The organism is Henriciella sp. AS95 (genome assembly GCF_038900055.1).
In the GTDB taxonomy this organism is placed as follows: domain Bacteria; phylum Pseudomonadota; class Alphaproteobacteria; order Caulobacterales; family Hyphomonadaceae; genus Henriciella.
The window spans coordinates 1,873,842-1,892,273 of the sequence record NZ_JBBMQM010000001.1 but is presented as its reverse complement, the minus strand read 5'-3'; the positions used below and the strand labels follow the sequence as shown (position 1 = coordinate 1,892,273).

General features: G+C 57.9%; 15 protein-coding genes. 12 read left to right on the top strand and 3 right to left on the bottom strand.

The annotated features are described in order from the left end of the window. Window positions 1–3 precede the first annotated feature (3 nt). The 3 genes from WNY37_RS09405 to WNY37_RS09395 all read right to left on the bottom strand — a co-directional run bounded on the left by WNY37_RS09405 (window position 4) and on the right by WNY37_RS09395 (window position 3,571). The gene (locus tag WNY37_RS09405) at window positions 4–1,308 is read right to left on the bottom strand and encodes an efflux RND transporter periplasmic adaptor subunit (RefSeq protein WP_034798625.1); all 1,305 of its coding nucleotides are present in this window, start codon (window positions 1,306–1,308) and stop codon (window positions 4–6) included. After that, entirely contained in the window at window positions 1,305–2,600 is a 1,296-nt protein-coding gene (locus WNY37_RS09400; RefSeq protein ID WP_034798621.1) for a TolC family protein, read from the bottom strand. Before WNY37_RS09400 ends, WNY37_RS09405 begins: the two co-directional genes overlap by 4 nt. A 506-nt stretch (window positions 2,601–3,106) precedes the next feature. Then, window positions 3,107–3,571 carry a helix-turn-helix domain-containing protein gene (locus WNY37_RS09395; protein WP_081811447.1) on the bottom strand — a complete coding sequence of 155 codons (465 nt, stop codon included), beginning with the start codon at window positions 3,569–3,571 and terminating at the stop codon, window positions 3,107–3,109. Window positions 3,572–4,115: 544 nt separating this feature from the next. Between WNY37_RS09395 and WNY37_RS09390 the strand changes: the two genes are divergently transcribed. The 12 genes from WNY37_RS09390 to WNY37_RS09335 all read left to right on the top strand — a co-directional run bounded on the left by WNY37_RS09390 (window position 4,116) and on the right by WNY37_RS09335 (window position 18,405). Beyond that, on the top strand, window positions 4,116–4,715 hold the full coding sequence (locus WNY37_RS09390; RefSeq protein WP_013301506.1) for a cation transporter: 600 nt from the start codon (window positions 4,116–4,118) through the stop codon (window positions 4,713–4,715). A 185-nt stretch (window positions 4,716–4,900) separates the two neighbouring features. Then, entirely contained in the window at window positions 4,901–5,728 is an 828-nt protein-coding gene (locus WNY37_RS09385) for a DUF2285 domain-containing protein (RefSeq protein ID WP_081811446.1), read from the top strand. Window positions 5,729–5,780: 52 nt separating this feature from the next. Then, entirely contained in the window at window positions 5,781–6,605 is an 825-nt protein-coding gene (locus WNY37_RS09380) for a DUF2285 domain-containing protein (protein WP_013301508.1), read from the top strand. A 527-nt stretch (window positions 6,606–7,132) separates the two neighbouring features. Beyond that, on the top strand, window positions 7,133–7,696 hold the full coding sequence (locus tag WNY37_RS09375; protein WP_051601621.1) for an antirestriction protein ArdA: 564 nt from the start codon (window positions 7,133–7,135) through the stop codon (window positions 7,694–7,696). 5 nt (window positions 7,697–7,701) lie between these two features. Further along, window positions 7,702–7,896 carry a hypothetical protein gene (locus tag WNY37_RS09370; protein WP_034798795.1) on the top strand — a complete coding sequence of 65 codons (195 nt, stop codon included), beginning with the start codon at window positions 7,702–7,704 and terminating at the stop codon, window positions 7,894–7,896. Next, a complete protein-coding gene (locus tag WNY37_RS09365) occupies window positions 7,893–8,366 on the top strand; it encodes a hypothetical protein (RefSeq protein ID WP_034798604.1) in 474 nt (157 codons plus the stop codon). Before WNY37_RS09370 ends, WNY37_RS09365 begins: the two co-directional genes overlap by 4 nt. After that, the gene (locus WNY37_RS09360) at window positions 8,363–10,387 is read left to right on the top strand and encodes a ParB/RepB/Spo0J family partition protein (protein WP_051601619.1); all 2,025 of its coding nucleotides are present in this window, start codon (window positions 8,363–8,365) and stop codon (window positions 10,385–10,387) included. The genes WNY37_RS09365 and WNY37_RS09360 overlap by 4 nt, the downstream gene beginning before the upstream one ends. A 454-nt stretch (window positions 10,388–10,841) precedes the next feature. Continuing rightward, window positions 10,842–11,165, top strand: coding sequence for a DUF736 domain-containing protein (locus WNY37_RS09355; RefSeq protein ID WP_034798601.1), 324 nt, complete (start codon window positions 10,842–10,844; stop codon window positions 11,163–11,165). A 240-nt stretch (window positions 11,166–11,405) separates the two neighbouring features. Further along, a complete protein-coding gene (locus WNY37_RS09350) occupies window positions 11,406–11,660 on the top strand; it encodes a helix-turn-helix domain-containing protein (RefSeq protein ID WP_013301514.1) in 255 nt (84 codons plus the stop codon). Then, on the top strand, window positions 11,650–12,345 hold the full coding sequence (locus WNY37_RS09345; protein ID WP_051601615.1) for a S26 family signal peptidase: 696 nt from the start codon (window positions 11,650–11,652) through the stop codon (window positions 12,343–12,345). The genes WNY37_RS09350 and WNY37_RS09345 overlap by 11 nt, the downstream gene beginning before the upstream one ends. Then, entirely contained in the window at window positions 12,342–14,279 is a 1,938-nt protein-coding gene (locus WNY37_RS09340; protein WP_034798600.1) for a DUF3363 domain-containing protein, read from the top strand. The genes WNY37_RS09345 and WNY37_RS09340 overlap by 4 nt, the downstream gene beginning before the upstream one ends. A 310-nt stretch (window positions 14,280–14,589) precedes the next feature. After that, complete coding sequence (locus WNY37_RS09335) at window positions 14,590–18,405, top strand: SIR2 family protein (RefSeq protein WP_034798599.1); 3,816 nt, start codon at window positions 14,590–14,592, stop codon at window positions 18,403–18,405. The last annotated feature ends 27 nt before the right edge of the window (window positions 18,406–18,432 follow it).

Here is an 18,432-nt window from a genome sequence, read left to right as displayed (position 1 = left end):
CTCCTAGTGTGCGTGGCCGTCGCCGAAAGCGTCTTTTTCAAGCTGCGCTTTCAGGGTGAAGGCGCCTTCGGCAACGAATGCTTCGTCGGCCTCGAGCCCGGAAATGATCTCGGTATAGCCCCTCGCGCTGTCCCCTGTGCGGACCTCGCGCGGTTCGAACCCGTCATCGGTCGGGACGAAGACCGAAATCCTGTCCTCGACGCTGACGATCGCATCGGAGGGAACGCGCACGACGGGGCGCCCCTCTCCCGTGTCGATCCGCGCCGTTACGAACTGACCGGGCTTCAGCCTGTGTTCGGCATTGTCGACAATGACCCGCGCGGTCGCAGTGCGGGATGCCTCATTGATGACAGGCAGGACATTTGAAATTGTCCCCTCGGCCAGGACGCGGCCACCCTCCTGCTGGAATGTCACGGTCTGGCCTTCGCTGACCTTGCCGAGATCTTCCTTGTAGACGGCGATGTCGGCCCAGACGACGCTATCATCGATGATGACAAAGATGGGCGCGCCGCCAGCCGATACGGTTTCTCCAAGAGAAACGCTCCGCTGAATCACCTCTCCGGCAAGGGGAGCCGTCACATAGGCTTGTGCAAGTGACCCATCCGCAGCTTCATTAAGCTTGTCCAGTGTGCCATGACCAATGCCGATCGCATGAAGCCTGTTTTCAGCAGCTTCCCGGCCGGCATTGGCTGCGGCGAATGCCGCACGCGCCGATTGCAGATCGGCCTCGGCGGTGATTTTCTGCTCCCAGAGGTTTTCCTCACGCTCAAGCTCGGCTTGCGCGAGGCGCTCGGCGCTTAGGGCATTCAGATAATCGGCCTTTAGGCCGGCGAGTTCACGACTGGTCAGCCGGGCAAGCGTGGCGCCGGCTTTCACGATATCGCCTTCGCCTGCATAGAGCTGAGCAACGGTGCCCTCGACCTGTGGCGAGACCCTTGCGACACGGTCCGCATCGAAACGGATCTCGGCCGGCAGTTCCAGCTGGCCCGAAACCGCTCCGGTTTGGGCTCGCCCGGTCCGGATACCGGCAGCTTCCGCCTCCTCGGCGGTCAGCTCGACATGATCGCCGCCTTCACCTTCGTGTTCGGTATGACCGCCTCCTTCTTCATGTCCCTCATGATCGTCGCCATCGGCCTCATCATGGCTTTCATGCTCCTCATCACTACCGTCTTCGTGGTCGTCATGGCCATCTTCGGCTTGTGGGGGCGTCCGGTTTGCACCAGACGAATCGGAGGCGTCACTGCCGCAAGCACTAAGATACAAAAGCGCTGGCGAAAGCAGCGCCGCATAGAATAAATTCAGTTTCATTGGATCTCTCCTTCGAACGGCGCGGCGCCAATCAGCGCACGCAACCGCAGCGTGTATGTCTGGAGCGCCAGCCGGGCATCGATTACGGCGGCGCGGGTTTCAATCAGACTGCGCCGCGCATCGAGCGTGGCTGTGAGGTCGAACTTGCCAACCCGGTAGCCCTCTGCCGCAGCTGTATAGGCTTCTTCTGCGAGCGGCAGCGCTTCGCCCTCGAGACGCTGCAAGCGAGACTTCGCAGCCCGCACCTGCGCGGCGAGGCTCGCTTGCTCGGCCCGCAACCTTGCCTCAACAGTCTGTGCTGATAGCTCGGCACTCTGGGTACGTAATCCCGCCGCCCGCGTTGCGTCCTGATTGCGGTCAAAGACCGGCAAAGGAACACTGACACCCGCCAGAAACGCGCTATCGCCCGTGTCCTCAAATCTTCGGACACCAGCCGATACGGTTATATCAGGCCATGCGCCGGCGCGGGCCCGGTCCGTCGCCGCGCTACGAGCCGTCGCTCCGGCCTTAGCCGCCGCAAGTGACGGATGAACGCCAGAATCTGGTTGAGCCGACCCACCCGCCGGATCTGTTACGATTTCCGCAGTGCCAGACAAGACAAAGTCGATCTCTGGACTACCCCAAACGGACGCAAGCGCTAGCCCTTTGGCTTCGACCTGGCCCCGCGCACCATCCGCAACCGCCTGAAGCGCTGCTGCTTCAGCCCGCGCGCGCAGCAACTCAGGCGGAGCCGACGCTCCAGCGTCCACGCGGCGCTGGACGACGCCAGAGAACTCGGATGCGAGATCGGCTGAGGCCTGAGCGACCTCGGCCATGTCGTAAGCGGCACGAAGTTCCAGATAGAGTTCCCCTGCGAGTTTCTGAGCTTCCAGGCTTCGTACAGAACATTCGGCACTCGCCAATGCGGCTTCAGCTCTGGCGGCCCGCTCGGAAAGTCTTCGTTTATCGCCAAGCTGTAAGGTCTGCGCCACTACCAGGGTCGTCTCGTAGGCATTGAAGCCTTCAAGCGATCCGCTGCCGGCAAAGTTCTCGGTTTCGACAGACAGAGATGGATTAAGCCAACGGCTCGCCTGATCGGCGTCGGCCGATGAAGCTTTCGCCTCGAGAGCCGCCGTCAGAACTTCAGGCGAAGCATTGGCGGCGCGAGCAATAGCCGCGTCGAGCGTCAGTGGTCGGGATTGATCATAGTCAGTCGCGCCGACATAGACAGAACTACACCCTTGCGCATAGGCCGTACCGGCCATGACCGGCAGGGCGAGCGCGGTGATCGCGCTGCATATAAGAATTTTCATTTTTGCTGGTTTCCTCGTCCAGATTCAACGACAGCGAGGCCGTAGCCACGCAAAATATTCCTGTGTCGTTGGTCTAGGCGCGAGGAGGACGGTAAAGACCGTCTGGGCGGAGGTTCTCGAGAAAAGAACCGCCAGGCAACAAATGTTTTGTCTGCACGACAGACTTCGGAGCGCCGCTTAGATCGCCGCCGCCTATCAGATGGAAATGACAGCTTCCGCACTGATGCGCGGTATGGTCATGACCTTCATGCGATGGCTCCTTATCAGGGGCATCTTGGGCCAGCTCACTCGTAGAACATTCCTCTGCGGCCTGATTGCCCGGATGCATGATATCCGCCGCAGCCGTCATCGGCGCAATAACAAAAGCTATCGCCATCACCATGACGAGCAACCTTCGTAAACACGTTATGACTTGGAACGAAAACATGATTGCTGGGCTAGCTACTTTCTTTTACGATCGGGTAAACAGGCTCACTCTCTTTTTAGCACCTCCAGTCACTGGAGGGTCAAGCGCCTCTTGACGGAAGCCCTGCAAGCACCTCGGCGCCATCATGCTGTTCGTGCAAGCAATTCTCGTGCTGGCCAAGGGCAGCGAGTACAGAGCAGGATCCGATCTTGCCGCCTTCGCAAGCGCGGATCATGCGCTTGAGCTCGGCCTCGAGCGCCTCCAATTGGGTCAGCCTGCGGCGAACCTCGTCAAGCTGGCGACGTGCAATCTGGTCAACCAGGACGCACTCCCTGCCTGGCTCTACCTGCAGCGAAATCAGTTCCCTTACCGCTGAGACGGGAAACCCCAGATCCCTTGCATGACGTATAAAACGGAGACGCTCTACAGAGTCCCCTGCGTACAACCGCTGTCCGCTTGCGCTGCGTTGCGGCTCGTCGAGCAGGCCAATGGATTCATAATAGCGGATTGTCGTGACTTTTACGGCCGTCGCCCCTGACAGTTTTCCGATCGTCATCAAGGCCATGATAGCGCCCCTTGCCCCTCTAGTTACTGTAGACTGCAGGAAATAACCCTGACGGCTGAAAACACAAGCGCAGGAGGCAACATGAGTGGCGATACGACAATCCAGATACTCGGCATTGCCACAGGTGGCGCAGTTGCTGTGATTCCTATTTGGTCTGCAGCCTTCCCCGCGCAGAGAATTTGGCTCCCGCAGCGTTATTCGCGTTTTGTGGCACCAATCATCTGGATGGGTACGATCACGAGTTTCGGAGCGGCGCTGTCGATTGGGGCTTCAGGTAGGGGAACCGCTCCCGTACCCTGCTGGGCGATATTCGGCCTCGGGTTTGCCCCTCTCATCATCGCGAATATGGTGGTTTGGCGCGCAGATTTCCGGTTCGGTTTCGACGAGACACCAAGAGCCAAGGGCACACTTGCCACCTCAGGGCCCTACCGCTACTCCAGCTATCCTCAATACGCTCGCAATACCAAGCTTTCTAACGGAGACGCTTCGATAAAATTCTTACGGTGCATCTCCCCTCACAGACAACGGTTGGTAAAATCATAGGATGGGTAGCGAAGACTTGAAAATCGAGACGTCAGACGAGCGCCGAACTCTTCAAATCGTACTATGGCTAAACATACTCATAGCCATTGGCTTTTTTGTCACAGGCTGGTTCGGCGACTCCAATGCCCTCCTGGCGAACGGGCTGGATAATTCCTCGGACGCGATTGTGTATGGCTTGAGCCTGCTTGCACTTACACGTTCGCAGATCTGGAAACGCAACGCCGCTCGACTGTCAGGTGGAATGCTTCTTGTATTTGCCGTCGGCGTCGCCGGCGACGCAATCCGTCGATACTTTGAAGGATCTGAACCCCTCGGTCTCATCATGCTGGCAATGGCCGCGATTGCAGGTGTTGTAAATCTGATCTGTCTCTGGCTTTTGAAAAAAATAGAAAAGAAGGATGTAAACCTGCGAGCCGCTACAACATTTAGTTTCAATGACTTCATCTCGAATGGGGGGATCATTCTCGCGGGCGTAATCGTACTGTGGACTGGGTCCAACTGGCCAGATCTGCTTGTCGGATTGGGAGTCGCGGCGATTGCGGTATATGGTGGAATCGATATTCTGCGCGATGCGCATGCTGATAAGCATCAGTCAGGATGATGCCCCAAACCCGGAATGAAACAAGTGCGTAAAATTCTCAAAATGGTGCGCGCGCAGCGTCACTGGGCCTCGCATGATGGGTTCCCAAGCGTTACCGTAACAAATATTTACTCGATCAACTTTCTATTCCGGCATTGAATTTGCTTTCCCTGTTGAGTTGAATCTCTCTTGGGAAACGAGGACAAATGTCCCGGCTGGCAGATCATATAAGTGCTTATGACTACACATGGTTGTTGTCAGACAGCAGATGGGCCTGGGAGTTCCTGCGCCGAAACCGCCGGTTTCTTGAGGACTCGTCGCTTCCTTCCGCGAGTGAGCTTAGTTTCGCTCCCGCCTGCCATCAGATCACCCTCGTGCGCCCTAGAGCCTCTCAGGCGCTTGCTGAGCGATGGGGGCTCGCCTTCTTCCCGGATCCAGAGGAAAGCGGCCTTGAAGCCGACGCGTTCTGGTCGGGAGGTCTCTATCCGAGGCGGGTTCACATGCAAGTTTCTCCGAGTGGTCCTAATGAATCCTGTGAATTCTATGATCGCACTGTTGGCATCTGCAGGATAACGCACTTCACCGACCTCGCCGGCCGCGAACAATTTCTTCTCAAGGGAAATGGCTGCGTCATTCAGGTATTCTGCACGGGCATGTCACTTCTGGCCCGCGAACCTGTCAAGCTCAGCTTCATCATCGACAGTCTCGACGAATTCCAGGCCAAGCTGAAAACGCTCCAGCGCGCCCAGCGTGTCTATGACCCGCAAGCAGAGGCGGATATCCCGGAATGGACTCGCCATTCCTTGGCCCTTCGCAATGCACTGGTCGCACTCGATTGTCATGATGCCAAACTCTCATATTTTGAGACGGCGGGGTTCATATATGGCGAAGAACGGGCCCGCGAAGCCTGGGACAGCCCAAGCCGAGCGATGAAAGACGAGATGAGACGTGCCCTTGCCCGCGGCCGGGACCTGCGGGACGGCGGTTATGCAACGCTTCTCGGACCCGTCGAAAACGCGCTTCTTTTAGCCTGAAGTAGAATTTTGGCACCTCTTTTGCAGCACCCGCTTGTGAAGGAGGCACCTGATGAGTCCCGCCGACACACCCTCGGTCCGTATTGATCTGGATGACTACGCCTATACTTGCCGACTCTCCAGAAGTCGCTGGGCTTGGGAATTTCTTCGGCGAAATAGCGAATTCAGGCAAGCCGCCCTGCGGGCTGGCGACTCACAGATATCTGAAAAGCCAGCCTGTCATGGCATCCGGCTGCTCCGGCCGCTATGCGACCAGATCGACGCTGAGAAATTCGGCTTGGTTTTCTTTCCCGACATAGACGCGAATGGCTATGAGGCCGACGTCTTCTGGATCCCTGCCCTCTATGCTCGCGCCCTGACCATGCAGGTCGTACCGCGTCATCCGAGCGAGCGCGACGATATTTTCGATCAGACGATCAATGTGTGTGAAGTCACTCACCTCACAGATCGCGTCGGCCGGGAATACCTGATGATCCGTGGGCACGGCCACAGCATCCAGGTCGCTTGTTCTGGTCTGTCACTACTCAGCGTCGAACCCGTCCGCATGAAACTGATCATCGATAATGTGTCGAGCATGGACGAAACACTTAAAGTCATCGGCAAGGCTCAGCGTATTCTTGGCAAGGACGATTCGAGTTTCAACGACACCTGGACACGCTCATCGCTTGCGTTTCGCAATGCGCTCATTGCGCTCGATGCGTATGAGACCGGTCTAACTTATTTTGAAACCGCTGCCATCATCTATGGCGAGGATCGCGCCACCGAAGCCTGGCAGAGCCCCAGCCGGGCCATGAAAGACGAAATGCGCCGCGCCCTCGTGCGAGGACGTGAACTCCGGGATGGCGGATACAGGGACCTCCTGACTGCACAGACCTGAGCAGATCCAATTTGGCATCAGACCTTGATCCGGCGATCACCCCTCGCTGACGCGAGGGGGCTGTTTCGCGGGCGGCACGCCGCCAGCGGCCCGGCTCGTCTCCGGACCTCTGGCCTGCCCTTCCGGGCAGCCCAGCGGCATGCGGGTGTCTCGCCGGTGATCGCGCCAGCCTGCGCTTCCCACTGCAATGCAGAGGGGTCACAGGCTGCGTGGCCTTTGAAAGCGGACCTATGACGTTTTCGATGATCGTCTGACGGTGAAAGCTGAAGCGCATTGCAGCCTGGTCCGCATCGGTCTTCCTGGCGTCCATGACAATCTCCCTCTCAGACGGAGGTGGGCGAACGACCGGTCTGCCCGGACCCGCCGCTTGCGCAAGGCGCCGGGACTGAAGGTGTCTGGAAGCGGTCGCAGCGTCCTACCTTTCCGCCTTGCCCAACCGGCTAATGGGTCCGGCCTGCCGGCCTTCTCGCCGCCCACCCCCGCCTGATGCGGGAGGGACATTTGGGCGGGGAGACGAGACTGACGCCATGACCACACCGCAACCTTCAGCCCCCCTTGCGGCAGACGCTGCACCCACACCTGAAATCCGCCCCCGTATCTATGTGGCCTGTCTTGCCGCCTACAATAATGGCTGCCTGCACGGGCGCTGGATCGAGGCGACGACGCCAGATGAGGTTATGTCCGAGGTTCGCGCCATGCTGGCGGACTCGCCGCTGCCCGATGCCGAAGAATGGGCAATCCATGACTATGAAGGCTTCGAAGGCGCGCACCTGTCGGAATATGAGAGCTTCGAGACGGTCTGCAATCTGGCCGACTTCATTGCCGAACATGGCAGGCTCGGCGCGCTGGTCCATCGCCATTTTGGCGACGACCTTGAGCAGGCCGAAGCGTCCTTCGACGATTATGCAGGCACCTATGCGAGCCGGGCAGACTTCGCCGAGGACCTGCACCGCGACACCGGCACCGAAATTCCCGCAGCCCTCGAATACTATATCGACTGGTCGGCGCTCGCCCGCGACATGGAGCTGGGTGGCGACATCATGGTGTTCGAGACAGGGTTCGAAGACGTTCACGTCTTCTGGACGCGATGAGCGCCATGGCGAGATTTCAGGCAAGACCGCGCGAAGATGGCCTTGGCCCCTATCGCTGGGCGCATGTCGTGAAGACCCCGCAAGGGTTCGCGCAGGGCACGATCTATCACCAGTCCGGTGACGGGTTCGACGAGGCAGAGGCGCGCGAGCTGCGCGCACTCTGCGACCGGATGGGATTCGAGCTTCGGAGGGCGTCATGAGCTTTACCGAGCACTTCGATGCCTACGCCTGCGAAGGCGATGCGATCAGCTGCGAGGCAAAGGGCTTCATTGTCACGGCCCGGATTGTTGCCGATGACTGCCTCGATGCGCCGGACCAGCGGCAGGATGGGTTCTGGCCGTCGCTCTACAAGGATGCGCCCGGCTTCATCGGGCCGGGCAACAGCTTCCGCCAGCGCTTCGCCGAGGCGCAGGCCAAGGCGGAAGCCGTCATGGAAGCATGGCGCAAGAGCGAGTGGTTCTATTGCGGGATCGTGCTTTCGGTCGAGCGCGACGGCATTGAACTGGACCGTCATGCCGCCAGCCTCTGGGGCGTCGAATGCAACTATCCCGGCACGGATAACAGCTATCTCACCACGTTTGCGAGCGAGCTGCTGCCGGAGGCGCTGGACGCAGGGCGTGCCGCAGCCTCGCGGCTTGCGGCGACCGTGACAGGCTGGGCCGCGACATGAGCGCGGCCCGCACCCTCACTGAATTGCTCGGCCCACGGCCCCGTATGACGCTTGTCGTTGCCGAGGCCCAGGTCGCCGAAATCTGGGTCGAGGGCCGCGCGCCGCTGATCACGATCCGCGATTATGACTGGGGCGAGACCGACCCCCAACCAAGCCGGGACGCGGACGGCTTTCCCTTCACCAAGATCAACTGGAGAGGCCCCGCGTGGGCGCTGGGTCTCTCGCTTTACCCGCCAGAAAAGGAGACCTCCATGGCACAGCCCGACCTCAAACACATCCCGCTCGACGAGCTTCGGATTTCCAAACTCAATATGCGGCATGGGCGCAAGAAGCCGGACGTATCCGACATTCTGCCGTCCATCCGGGAGAGCGGATTGCGTCAGACTTTGCTCGTTCGCCGCGAAGGCAAATATTATGGCGTCATCGCCGGACGCCGCCGTTTTTTTGCGCTCAAAGAAATCGCGAAGGAGACAGGCGAGGTGCCGTTCGTTCCATGCGCGATCATGACTGAAAAGGATGCGGCCTCCGCGATTGCGGCATCTGTCATCGAAAATGTCGGACGCCTGCCTGCGACAGAAATGGAGCAATATGAGGCGTTCAAGCGCCTCAACGATGAAGGCAAGGCGCTGGAGGATATCGCCAGCTTCTTCGGAGTGACTGAGCTTCTGGTGCGCCGTGTGCTCGCGCTTGCTTCGCTCGACGAACCGATACGGAAACTCTACGCCGAAGACGAACTGGACCGCGAAACGATCCGCGCGCTTACGCTTGCGACGCCAGAACAGCAGGCCGAATGGTTCCGCCTCTTCCAGAGCGAAACCGAACGCGCCCCGATGGGGCGGTCGTGCAAGGCTTGGATCACGGGCGGAACGACGATCACGACCGACAAGGCCTTGTTCGATCTTGATGCCTATGAGGGACAGGTCACTGCCGACCTCTTTGGCGAGCATGGCGTCTTTGCGGATGCGGATCAGTTCTGGAAGGCACAATCCGCCGCGATTGCCGAGCGGGTCGAGGCCCACAGGGCCGACGGCTGGAGCGATGTTATCTGCCTTGAGCGCGGGGCCTACTTCCACCGATGGGAGTATGTCCAGTGCGCCAAGGAAGACGGCGGCAAGGTCTTCATCGAAATCCGCCATGACGGGACGGTCCAGTTCCACGAGGGACAAGTAACCTCGGCCGAGGCCCGCAAGCGGCAACAGGGTTCGAAGGGTGAAGGCGATGCCGTTCCGGCAGCCGTTCGGCCAGAAATGTCCGGCCCGCTCGCGGAATACATCCTGCTTCATCGCCACGCGGCTGCTCAGGCGAGTTTGGCCACATCCCCCGCGATTGCCCTCCGCTTGATGGTGGCGCATGCCATGGCGGGGAGCGCGCTTTGGGACGTGCGTCCTCACGAGCTTCGCGCCCGGAAAGATGAGACGCAGGCGAGTGTGGAAGGTGGGGCATCTGTGGCGGCGGTCGCTCAAGCGACGGCGCAGACCGACGCTCTGTTCAAGGCGCTCAACGTCAGTCCAGCGCTTCGCCGGAACGGCGATGACTACCGCTTGTGCGAGCTTTTCTCTGCGCTGCTCGCCATGTCGGATGAGGAAGTCCTGACGGTTCTGGCAAGTGTCATGGCCCGCACGCTCGAGGCCGGGAATAGCATTGTCGAAGCCGTCTTGCATGTCTGCGGCACCGACCTTTCGGCGGCTTGGAAACCGGACGAGACCTTCTTCGATCTCACCAAGGACAAGCGCGCTATCAATGCGATGATCGCGGATATTGCCACCGCATCGCTCGCGGATTCCTGCCGGACCGAGACGGGCAAGGCGCAGAAGCAGGTGCTGGCCAACCGGATTGCGGGTGAGGGGTGTGAGGCCAATCCTGACTGGCGGCCGGGCTGGATGCAGGTGCCACCGACACGCCTTGTCGAAGGGGCCGGGTCACCACCCGCCGATGCGTGGACACGGGTCGCAGGACTGTTCGAAGCGGAGGCAGAAGCCACGCCCGATGAGACGCGTGAGACGCAACAGGACGCTGCCTGAGCATTCGTCTCCTGTTCAGCAGCATATGGAGCCGTCCGGTGTCTACCACCGGGCGGCTCCGCGCATTCTCGGGCGTGCGGTTGGCGGCTGTAAGGCCTGGGCGATTGTAAAATGCCTTCAGAAAAATCGCGCGTCTTGAGGTCTCGAATGACATTATCGGGACGTTTTCGGGGAGTTCTGATTTCTTTTCCGGGAGGCATGCCTCGGCCCCCTTGCTCCCGTCTTTGCCTTTATGACCTGGGCGCGCTGACCCGGCCCTGAAACCGGACAGACGAAGAATTTTCCCCGGCGCTGTCGCGCCTTCCTCGCGCAACAAAATTCCCCGCCCGTCCGGTGCTCCGCTTCGCTACGCCCGCATGCGGTTCAGGCCCAGCTCAGCCCGTCCGGGCGGTCCGGCGTCGACGGGGACAAGGGGTCCCCGGAGACTTAGCCAAGGAAAGAAAAGGAGACCCCCATGGCAAACGCACTCGGATATGTCAGCGAGACCAAGTCCGGCTTTGAAGGCACCCTCGCAATGATGAACCTCTCAGCTGCAATCCGCATAGAGAAGAATGCGGAAAAGACCGAAGACGGTCATCCGGACTACCGCATCTATGCCGGTGAAACCTCGACCGAAATCGGCGGCGGCTGGATGCGCAAGTCGAAGGCATCGGGACGCGATTATGTCTCGCTGACGCTGGCAGACCCGCAGATCGGACCGCGCCGGATCTTTGCGAACCTTGCCCCGGTCAAGGGCAAGAAAGGCCGGCACGTCATCCTCTGGAACGCGCGCGACTAGGGTAGATCACAGCCTTGCCAAGCCGCTCCGGAGACATCTCCGGAGCGGTCTTCTTTCATGCCGAAAGGGTCTGAGACGAAGGTGCTGATACGCCTATCAGCGCTGCATTCTAACGTGAGGTTTCTTTGGGAACTCAAGGGTGTCGCGAGCGTGTGGTGCAAGTTCGACACTCTTAATCTGAGGATGAGTTGGCAGTCTGTCAGGGCTTCGAGTTGCGTAGAGGAAAGGAGAAGCAACGCTATGACAGAGACAAATAGAAGTGGAGAGGAGCTTCGACCCAAATCAAACCTCCCAACCCCGACCGAATGGATGAACACGGATGAAACCGCTGACCATCTCGGCCTCAAACCGAAGACCCTGGTCAATATGCGTTCGCTGGGAACAGGCCCGGTTTATCACAAGATCGGCGCCAAGGTCTGGTATCGCGGCAAGGACATCATCGCTTACACTAATGGACGTAGGTTCATGGGGACAGGCCTTCGCGATGAGTCGTAGAACCGCGTTGTTAGGCATGGGATGCGGGCTAAGCCTCATGGTCTCCGCCAGCATTATCAACCGGTCCGACTTCATCTGGAACCGGACGGAAAGCGTGCCCAAGGGCCTTTACTTTGTTGACCGGTCGGCGCGAATTTCGACAGGCGATCTGGTAGCGTTTGCGCCCTCGGATGAGGTTCGACATTGGCTGAACGATGAGGGAATTGTTGGCTCTGACTGGCCCTTGTTGAAGCATGTTGCGGGCCTATCCGGTGACGAGATTTGCAGATGCGATACGCAGGTCTCCATCAACGGGATCACATCTGTTGATGCGCTCAAAGTAACCGAGTCCGGCAGCGCCCTTCCCGTCTGGCAGGGCTGTCAGACCCTCAAAGCCGGCGAAGTTTTCCTGCTCAACTCTCATCCCCTGTCAGTCGATGGACGATACTTCGGCGTTCAGGACGGCGCGCGCATCATTGGCGTCGCCAGGTCCATATGGACTTATGGCAACCGGTCGGCTGAGGATCAGGCGACCGTCAAAGCGATAGATAGCGGGACGGGAATGGCTTCTGTGTCCCGGAGGGCAAGATTAAGGGAGTGTCACCCGGCGACACTTAACCCATTGTCTGCACATCCTTTTTTGTGTGACCCGGCGCCGGAAGACGGGTGCACGGATTTGCAATCCGCAGCGCGCTTAGAGCCGTGAGCAACGATTTCGACTTCGTTCCGCGACTCGGGAAGATCAGGTCGCAGGGCAAGGCAAAGACCCAGCTGAAGCGGTTGAAACGCGTGGTCGCGAAGGGGCGGCTTGGATCGCGTGGCCGCAATTCTCTGGCACCGGGAGCGGTGCGTCATGCAGGACGAGGCAAGGTGCAGGCCGCCCTTGCCCGGCACTGGTCCAACCAGCGGGCCAAGCGTGTCATTGTGAAAGTCCATATTGCGCGGGCAGGCCCGACCGGCGCGGCGAGTTTTACAAAGCACGTCGCCTACATCCGCCGCGAAGGTGCCGGGCGCGAGGGCGAGCGCGGAAAGCTCTATGACCGGAGCGTCGATGAGGCCGATGCTAAATCGTTTAACGAACGCGCTTCTGAAGACAGGCGGCAGTTCAGACTGATCGTCTCTCCGGAGGATGCCGAGCGGATGAAGGATCTGACGCGGTTCACGCGGGAGTTCATGAGCCAGGTCGAGAAGGATCTCGGCCGCCGGCTCGACTGGGTGGCTGCCAACCATCACGACACAGCGCAGCCGCATGTTCATATCGTGATCCGCGGCGGCAATACCCGGAATGGCGAGCTGCTGATTGACCGCAAATACATCACGCACGGATTTCGGGCGCGGGCGCAGGAGCTCGTATCGCTCGAGCTTGGCCAGCGGCGGCTGCGGGAAATGGCTGCGGCGAGGTCGAACGATGCCGAACGTGAGGCGCTTACGGCGATCGATCATGACATTGCGCGGTCGCTGACCGATGGTCGTTACACACCAGAGAGTGAACGCGGCGGATTATCGAGGTTCGATGGTGCGGTCGTTAAGCGGCGTCTGCGGTTTCTTCGGACGCTCGACCTTGCGGCACGACACGAGAATGGCAGCTGGGCTATGCAAGACGGTTGGCAGGATACGCTGCGGGCCCTCGGCAGGCGCGGAGACATGGTTCGGTCGCTTGCCAATCTTGAGGGCCGGAAAATCGATGCGTCGCGTGTCCATGCCCTGCCCCGTGATTTGAGCTCCGCTGGCGAAATCCTGGGACGGCTGGCCGCCACCTTGCCGGGTGACGAATTGCGGAATGGAACGACGGCACTGATCGAAGGCCTCGATGGTCGGGTTTGGTCAGTCGAGATGACCGAACAGGAAGCGGTTCAGCTGCCGAAGCCGGGCGGGATTGTTTCAGTCGGACGGAAGACGGTCGAACCAAAGCCTGCAGATCGCACAATTGCGGCAATCGCAAAGCAGAATGGTGGGGAGTATTCTGAGGAACTGCACCAGGCCGCAGACCCGACGAGTTCGTCGGCGTTTCGGCTTGCTCACAAGCGTCGGCTGGAGGCGTTGCGGCGCCTCAGTATTGTTGAGCGAAGGAGTGATGGCAGCTGGAGCATTCCTGCGGACTTAAGGAGGCGCGCGCTGGATGCTGATGCGAGACAGCGGAGCTTTTCCATCAACGTCCGGTCGTGGTTGCAGGTCGAAGCCCTGGTTGAACGCGAAGCCGAGACCTGGTTGGACGGGATCGACAGTCAGGATATCGAAGCGTGGCGCGGGGATTTTGCACGGGAGGTGAGGTCTGCTGTTCAGGCACGATCTGCCTGGCTAGGCCGGGAAGGCCATGAATTTGGACCCGATGGGCGGCTTTCGGGTGACGCTATCGTTCGACTTCGCAGAGTGGAAATGGAGAAGATGATCGCGGCTGAGGAAACGCGTCAGGGTAAGGCATTTGTGCCGCTTGGTTCTCAGCGAGGCTTTCAGGGGGTCTACACTCGGAATGTCGACTTGGCTCAGGGACGATTTGCGGTCGTTGAAGGCACTGATGGATTTGCGCTAGCGGCATGGTCTAAGCGAAATGCGTTGTGGCGTGGCAAGGAATTGGTTTTGGAGCGGTCTGGAAGCTCGGTTCAGTGGCGGCTGGCGAAAGGACGTACAATCATTCTCTGAGTTTCTTCGTGCACAACATTTTGAGCCTGACCGAACCGGAGATGGGTACAAAGAAACAAGCTCCAGCAATTCGCGAACAACAAACCTCACGAACCAACCAATTAAGTGCATTGACGCCTGATCCGTTGGATTATCGAAGGTGATTGCAATAGTCGAGACGGACAACTATCAGCACGACTGAGAGGAGTTGCCACGGACGATTAGCATAGAAGGCAGCTAATTGAAAAAGCTATCCATCACCTCGAGCACAAACCGTGATAGCACGGTCAGAGAAACGTTGAACTCTCAGTAAAAGATCCGACGATAGCAAATGCGCTTCATTGCCGATGGACCAGACATACCCGATGATCTGCTTTGGGCGCAGGACGAAGGCCGAGTTGTTTTCTTCTGTGGAGCGGGAGTGTCCAGAGCACGCGCAGACCTGCCCGACTTCAAACGCCTTACAACCGACGTTCTGCACAGGTTGGGGGCAAAGCATGACAGTCCAGCTAGACGCCTATACGAGGTCGGTCAGTCCGTCGAAGATCAGCATAAACTATCTGGTGTCGTTACATCAGATAGGGTTTTTGGCCTGCTGGAGCGAGAGTTCACACGAACTCAGATTGAAGCCGCAGTCGCAGAAGCGCTATCGAGCGTCGGCGAAGTTGACCTCGGTGCTCATCGAACCTTGCTCAAACTGAGCACCCTGCTAACCGGACAGATTCGTATTGTAACGACGAACTTTGATCGGTTGTTTGAGACGGCCGGGAAGAACCTGATCACATCGACTCGGTCAAATCTTCCTCACATAGCTTTCAATGAGGCGGACTGGGGGATCGTACATCTTCATGGTGTCGTTGACAAAGACTATCGCGGAGCAACACAGGATGGGTTCGTCCTTTCAAGTGCTTCATTTGGCGATGCCTATCTCGCGGCGGGTTGGGCACGGGAGTTCGTTAAAAATGTACTTGATAGGCATGTCGCCGTGTTTGTCGGCTATTCTGCTGACGACCCCCCGATCCGTTACTTGCTGGAAGGACTAAGGCAATCCGATGCCTCACAAGGACGGGCTTATGCATTTCAGGACGCGAGTGATCCTAAAGCAATCGCCGAGTGGGACGAGAAAGGCGTTGATCCCATCCTCTACGACACACACAGCGGATGCGGGCATCGTACTCTATGGGACAGTCTTGAAGTTTGGGCAAAGCGCTCAGTCAACCCATCGAAGTGGCGATCCAAAACACTAAAATCTGCGGCACGAGGACCACGAAGATTGACCCCTGCGGAGCGAGGCGCAGTTGCCCATATCGTTCGTTCGACGGCGGGAGCAAAAGCATTCGCTCAGTATAGCCCGCCGCTCCCATCTGAGTGGCTCTGCGTGTTCGACCCCGTTATTCGATATGGGGAGCCTGCACCAGAAGACGGCTCCTATGATAAAACGAAAAACATAAACCCTTTCGACCTTTACAAGCTGGATAGCGATCACCCGCCACGAAAAGAAGAACAAGGTGGGATGCGGGTAGGCCGTATTCCGCCGGAAACATGGGATGCATTCTCCCCTACGCCCAAGGATCTCCGCAGTATATCGCATGACAATGTAACTCACCTGCGTGGATACTATGCGGATGAAGTGCCACGCCTCCCGCCACGCATAGACTACTTAGCTGATTGGATAGGTCGGGTTGCATATGAACCTGCATGCGCTTGGTGGGCGGGCCAGCAGGGCAATATCCATCGTCGTGTAATGGATGGCGTCGATTTCTCACTGTTTCGCAAACAGGAGGAGGGAACCAGTCAGGCGGTTCTCGACGCCTGGCGCGCGATAAGGGAATTTCATTCTTTAAAAGCCGACAAGGATAAGGCCTATGCGCTCACGCTACACACGGGAAATACAGGATGGTACGAATCGCTTGCACGGGAATATGCGGACATATTCAGTCCATGCCTAAAACTAACAAATTACCGCCGTCGCCCCGTTCCGCCCAAACTATCCAAAAAACTTAAGACCTCCGACCTTGTGCAAGTTGAGGTGGACTATTCAGAAGGGATTCGTCAGGTCGCAGTTCCGGATGAGTATCTTCCAGCGCTACTGCCCAAGTTGAAATCTTCACTGGAGTTTGCCTGGGACCTTGAAAGTCGCCGCTCATCGTGGGTGGACATTTGCTCTATCGAGCCTGACGAGCCGAACGAAGATGAGGGAGATTCCAGCTTTCATCGAAGCTACAAGCTCTCCGGGCACGTGATCCTCTTTACGGACCTCTTCAAACGTATGGCGGCTATCTCACCCGCGCAGGCGCTCGCCTTGCTCAGAAGTTGGCCGACTGGTGGAAGAATGTGGGAACGCTTGCGCGTTTGGGCATTCGGGAATTTGGATATTGCACCTGCAGACGAATTTGCTGACGTTATGTTGGCGTTGAGCCGTGATGCATTCTGGCCGTTCAAAGGTGAGCGAGATTTGCTTCTCGGACTGTCAAGGCGCTGGAACGAGATTAGCATCGAGAAGCGAACGCAAATCGAAAAGCGTATTCGTGCAGGTCGCGCGAAGACCAAGCGCGGGACAAGAGATGATCAGAAAGCCTACGTCGCTCATTCTGTTCTGCGACGACTGATATGGCTCAACACCCAAGGGTGCTCGTTCACATTTGACCTCGACAAAGAACTCGAACTTCTAAGAAAGGATGCCCCCGACTGGAGTGACACATATGCGCAAAGCGCCGCAAGTGCTCACGACGGAGGTGGTGGAATGGTCCGCATCGATACGGATTTTGGTATTTTAAAAGGCGTCGAAAGCGCAGATATCATTCCAATGCTTCTGGATATGAATCGAAGGCCTGTGGGTAAGTTGGTCGAGTACCAACCTTTTAGCGGCTTAAGCGCTGCTGAACCCCGGAGAGCACTGGATGCGCTGTGTGCACGTCTTTCAAGCGGCCATTTTGAAGAGGAGTTTTGGGACAAGTTCCTTCGGGTGGAAAATCGGAAAGGTGACACAACTGCCTTTCGCAAAGAGATTATTGCCGCTCTATGCAAGCTCTCAGATGAACAGTTTTCAAGCCTGTCTCACTCCGCTTCATTCTGGTTTGAATCAGTGGCTCCCGCTCTCCTGAGCGATGCCCCAGAGAGCTACCAGAAACTTTGGGCGCTATTTGTTGAAACTCTGAAGCAGTGCAACACTGCTGGACAGAGTGCAATAGTCGACACAGAACGTAAGCGTGACTGGGTGAGTGCGGCGATAAATTCTTCCCCCGGAAGGCTGGCCGAAATGCTGGTGAGCGCTATAGGCGATAAGGAGTTTGAAAAAGGCGAAAAACTTCCTGCATCCTGGAAACGAAGCGCCGAACAACTTCTTGCCCTGCCTCAAGACACAAGAGCATTTTGCATTTGTGTGTTCTGCCTGCGCATTCGTTGGTTCAACTATGTTGACCCATCATGGACGCAAGACAGCCTCCTTTCCGTCCTGCAAGATGGCTATGATGACTGCCGCGATGTTGAAGCATTCTGGGCTGGCGTGTTCAGTAGCGGCTCCATTCCACAAATACCTCTCTACACTACGCTCCGCCCCCACCTTGAAGCTGTTGTGCGAACACAGGAGGACGATGAGAATAGGAATTCCGAATTCCTGGCTGTTTTCTTTTTGTCGGGGTGGAAAACAACAATCGACGGAAAACGTGTGGTTTCCAACGAAGAACTACGTTCTCTGATCATCGAGGGGAGTGATCGGTTCCAGAGCAACATTCTATGGAGAATAGACCGTTTCTCACGTAAACAAGAAGAATGGTCGGAGGATTTGGTCGAATTCCTTCGCAACGTGTGGCCGAAGCAAAAATCATTGCGCACCAGTAAGATGTCAGCACGCCTTGTAGAGTTGGCTCTAGCTCAGAAAGACAAATTTCCGGAAATTGCAGAGATTGTAGCAACCCTGGTCACAAAAGTCGGCGATGATCGGCTTTTCATCCCCGAACTCCGTAAAAGCGATGAAACGATTGCCGGACAACACCCAACCGCCATGTTGACCCTGTTGTATGCGGTCCTTCCCGATGACAAGTCACGATGGCCTTATGGGGCTGAAACTGCTTTGTCAGTTCTTGCAGAAGCCGATCCCTCGTTGCGATCCGATTCTCGCCTTATCGAACTTAGTCAACGATTGTAGACGCTCTGAGATAGGCAAACGTGGCCA

What these genes read in the sequence shown, in the direction of transcription:
- WNY37_RS09405 (WP_034798625.1), bottom strand. Translation starts at nt 1,308, where the DNA reads ATGAAACTGAATTTATTCTATGCGGCGCTGCTTTCGCCAGCGCTTTTG.
- WNY37_RS09400 (WP_034798621.1), bottom strand. Translation starts at nt 2,600, where the DNA reads ATGAAAATTCTTATATGCAGCGCGATCACCGCGCTCGCCCTGCCGGTC.
- WNY37_RS09395 (WP_081811447.1), bottom strand. Translation starts at nt 3,571, where the DNA reads ATGGCCTTGATGACGATCGGAAAACTGTCAGGGGCGACGGCCGTAAAA.
- WNY37_RS09390 (WP_013301506.1), top strand. Translation starts at nt 4,116, where the DNA reads ATGGGTAGCGAAGACTTGAAAATCGAGACGTCAGACGAGCGCCGAACT.
- WNY37_RS09385 (WP_081811446.1), top strand. Translation starts at nt 4,901, where the DNA reads ATGTCCCGGCTGGCAGATCATATAAGTGCTTATGACTACACATGGTTG.
- WNY37_RS09380 (WP_013301508.1), top strand. Translation starts at nt 5,781, where the DNA reads ATGAGTCCCGCCGACACACCCTCGGTCCGTATTGATCTGGATGACTAC.
- WNY37_RS09375 (WP_051601621.1), top strand. Translation starts at nt 7,133, where the DNA reads ATGACCACACCGCAACCTTCAGCCCCCCTTGCGGCAGACGCTGCACCC.
- WNY37_RS09370 (WP_034798795.1), top strand. Translation starts at nt 7,702, where the DNA reads ATGGCGAGATTTCAGGCAAGACCGCGCGAAGATGGCCTTGGCCCCTAT.
- WNY37_RS09365 (WP_034798604.1), top strand. Translation starts at nt 7,893, where the DNA reads ATGAGCTTTACCGAGCACTTCGATGCCTACGCCTGCGAAGGCGATGCG.
- WNY37_RS09360 (WP_051601619.1), top strand. Translation starts at nt 8,363, where the DNA reads ATGAGCGCGGCCCGCACCCTCACTGAATTGCTCGGCCCACGGCCCCGT.
- WNY37_RS09355 (WP_034798601.1), top strand. Translation starts at nt 10,842, where the DNA reads ATGGCAAACGCACTCGGATATGTCAGCGAGACCAAGTCCGGCTTTGAA.
- WNY37_RS09350 (WP_013301514.1), top strand. Translation starts at nt 11,406, where the DNA reads ATGACAGAGACAAATAGAAGTGGAGAGGAGCTTCGACCCAAATCAAAC.
- WNY37_RS09345 (WP_051601615.1), top strand. Translation starts at nt 11,650, where the DNA reads ATGAGTCGTAGAACCGCGTTGTTAGGCATGGGATGCGGGCTAAGCCTC.
- WNY37_RS09335 (WP_034798599.1), top strand. Translation starts at nt 14,590, where the DNA reads ATGCGCTTCATTGCCGATGGACCAGACATACCCGATGATCTGCTTTGG.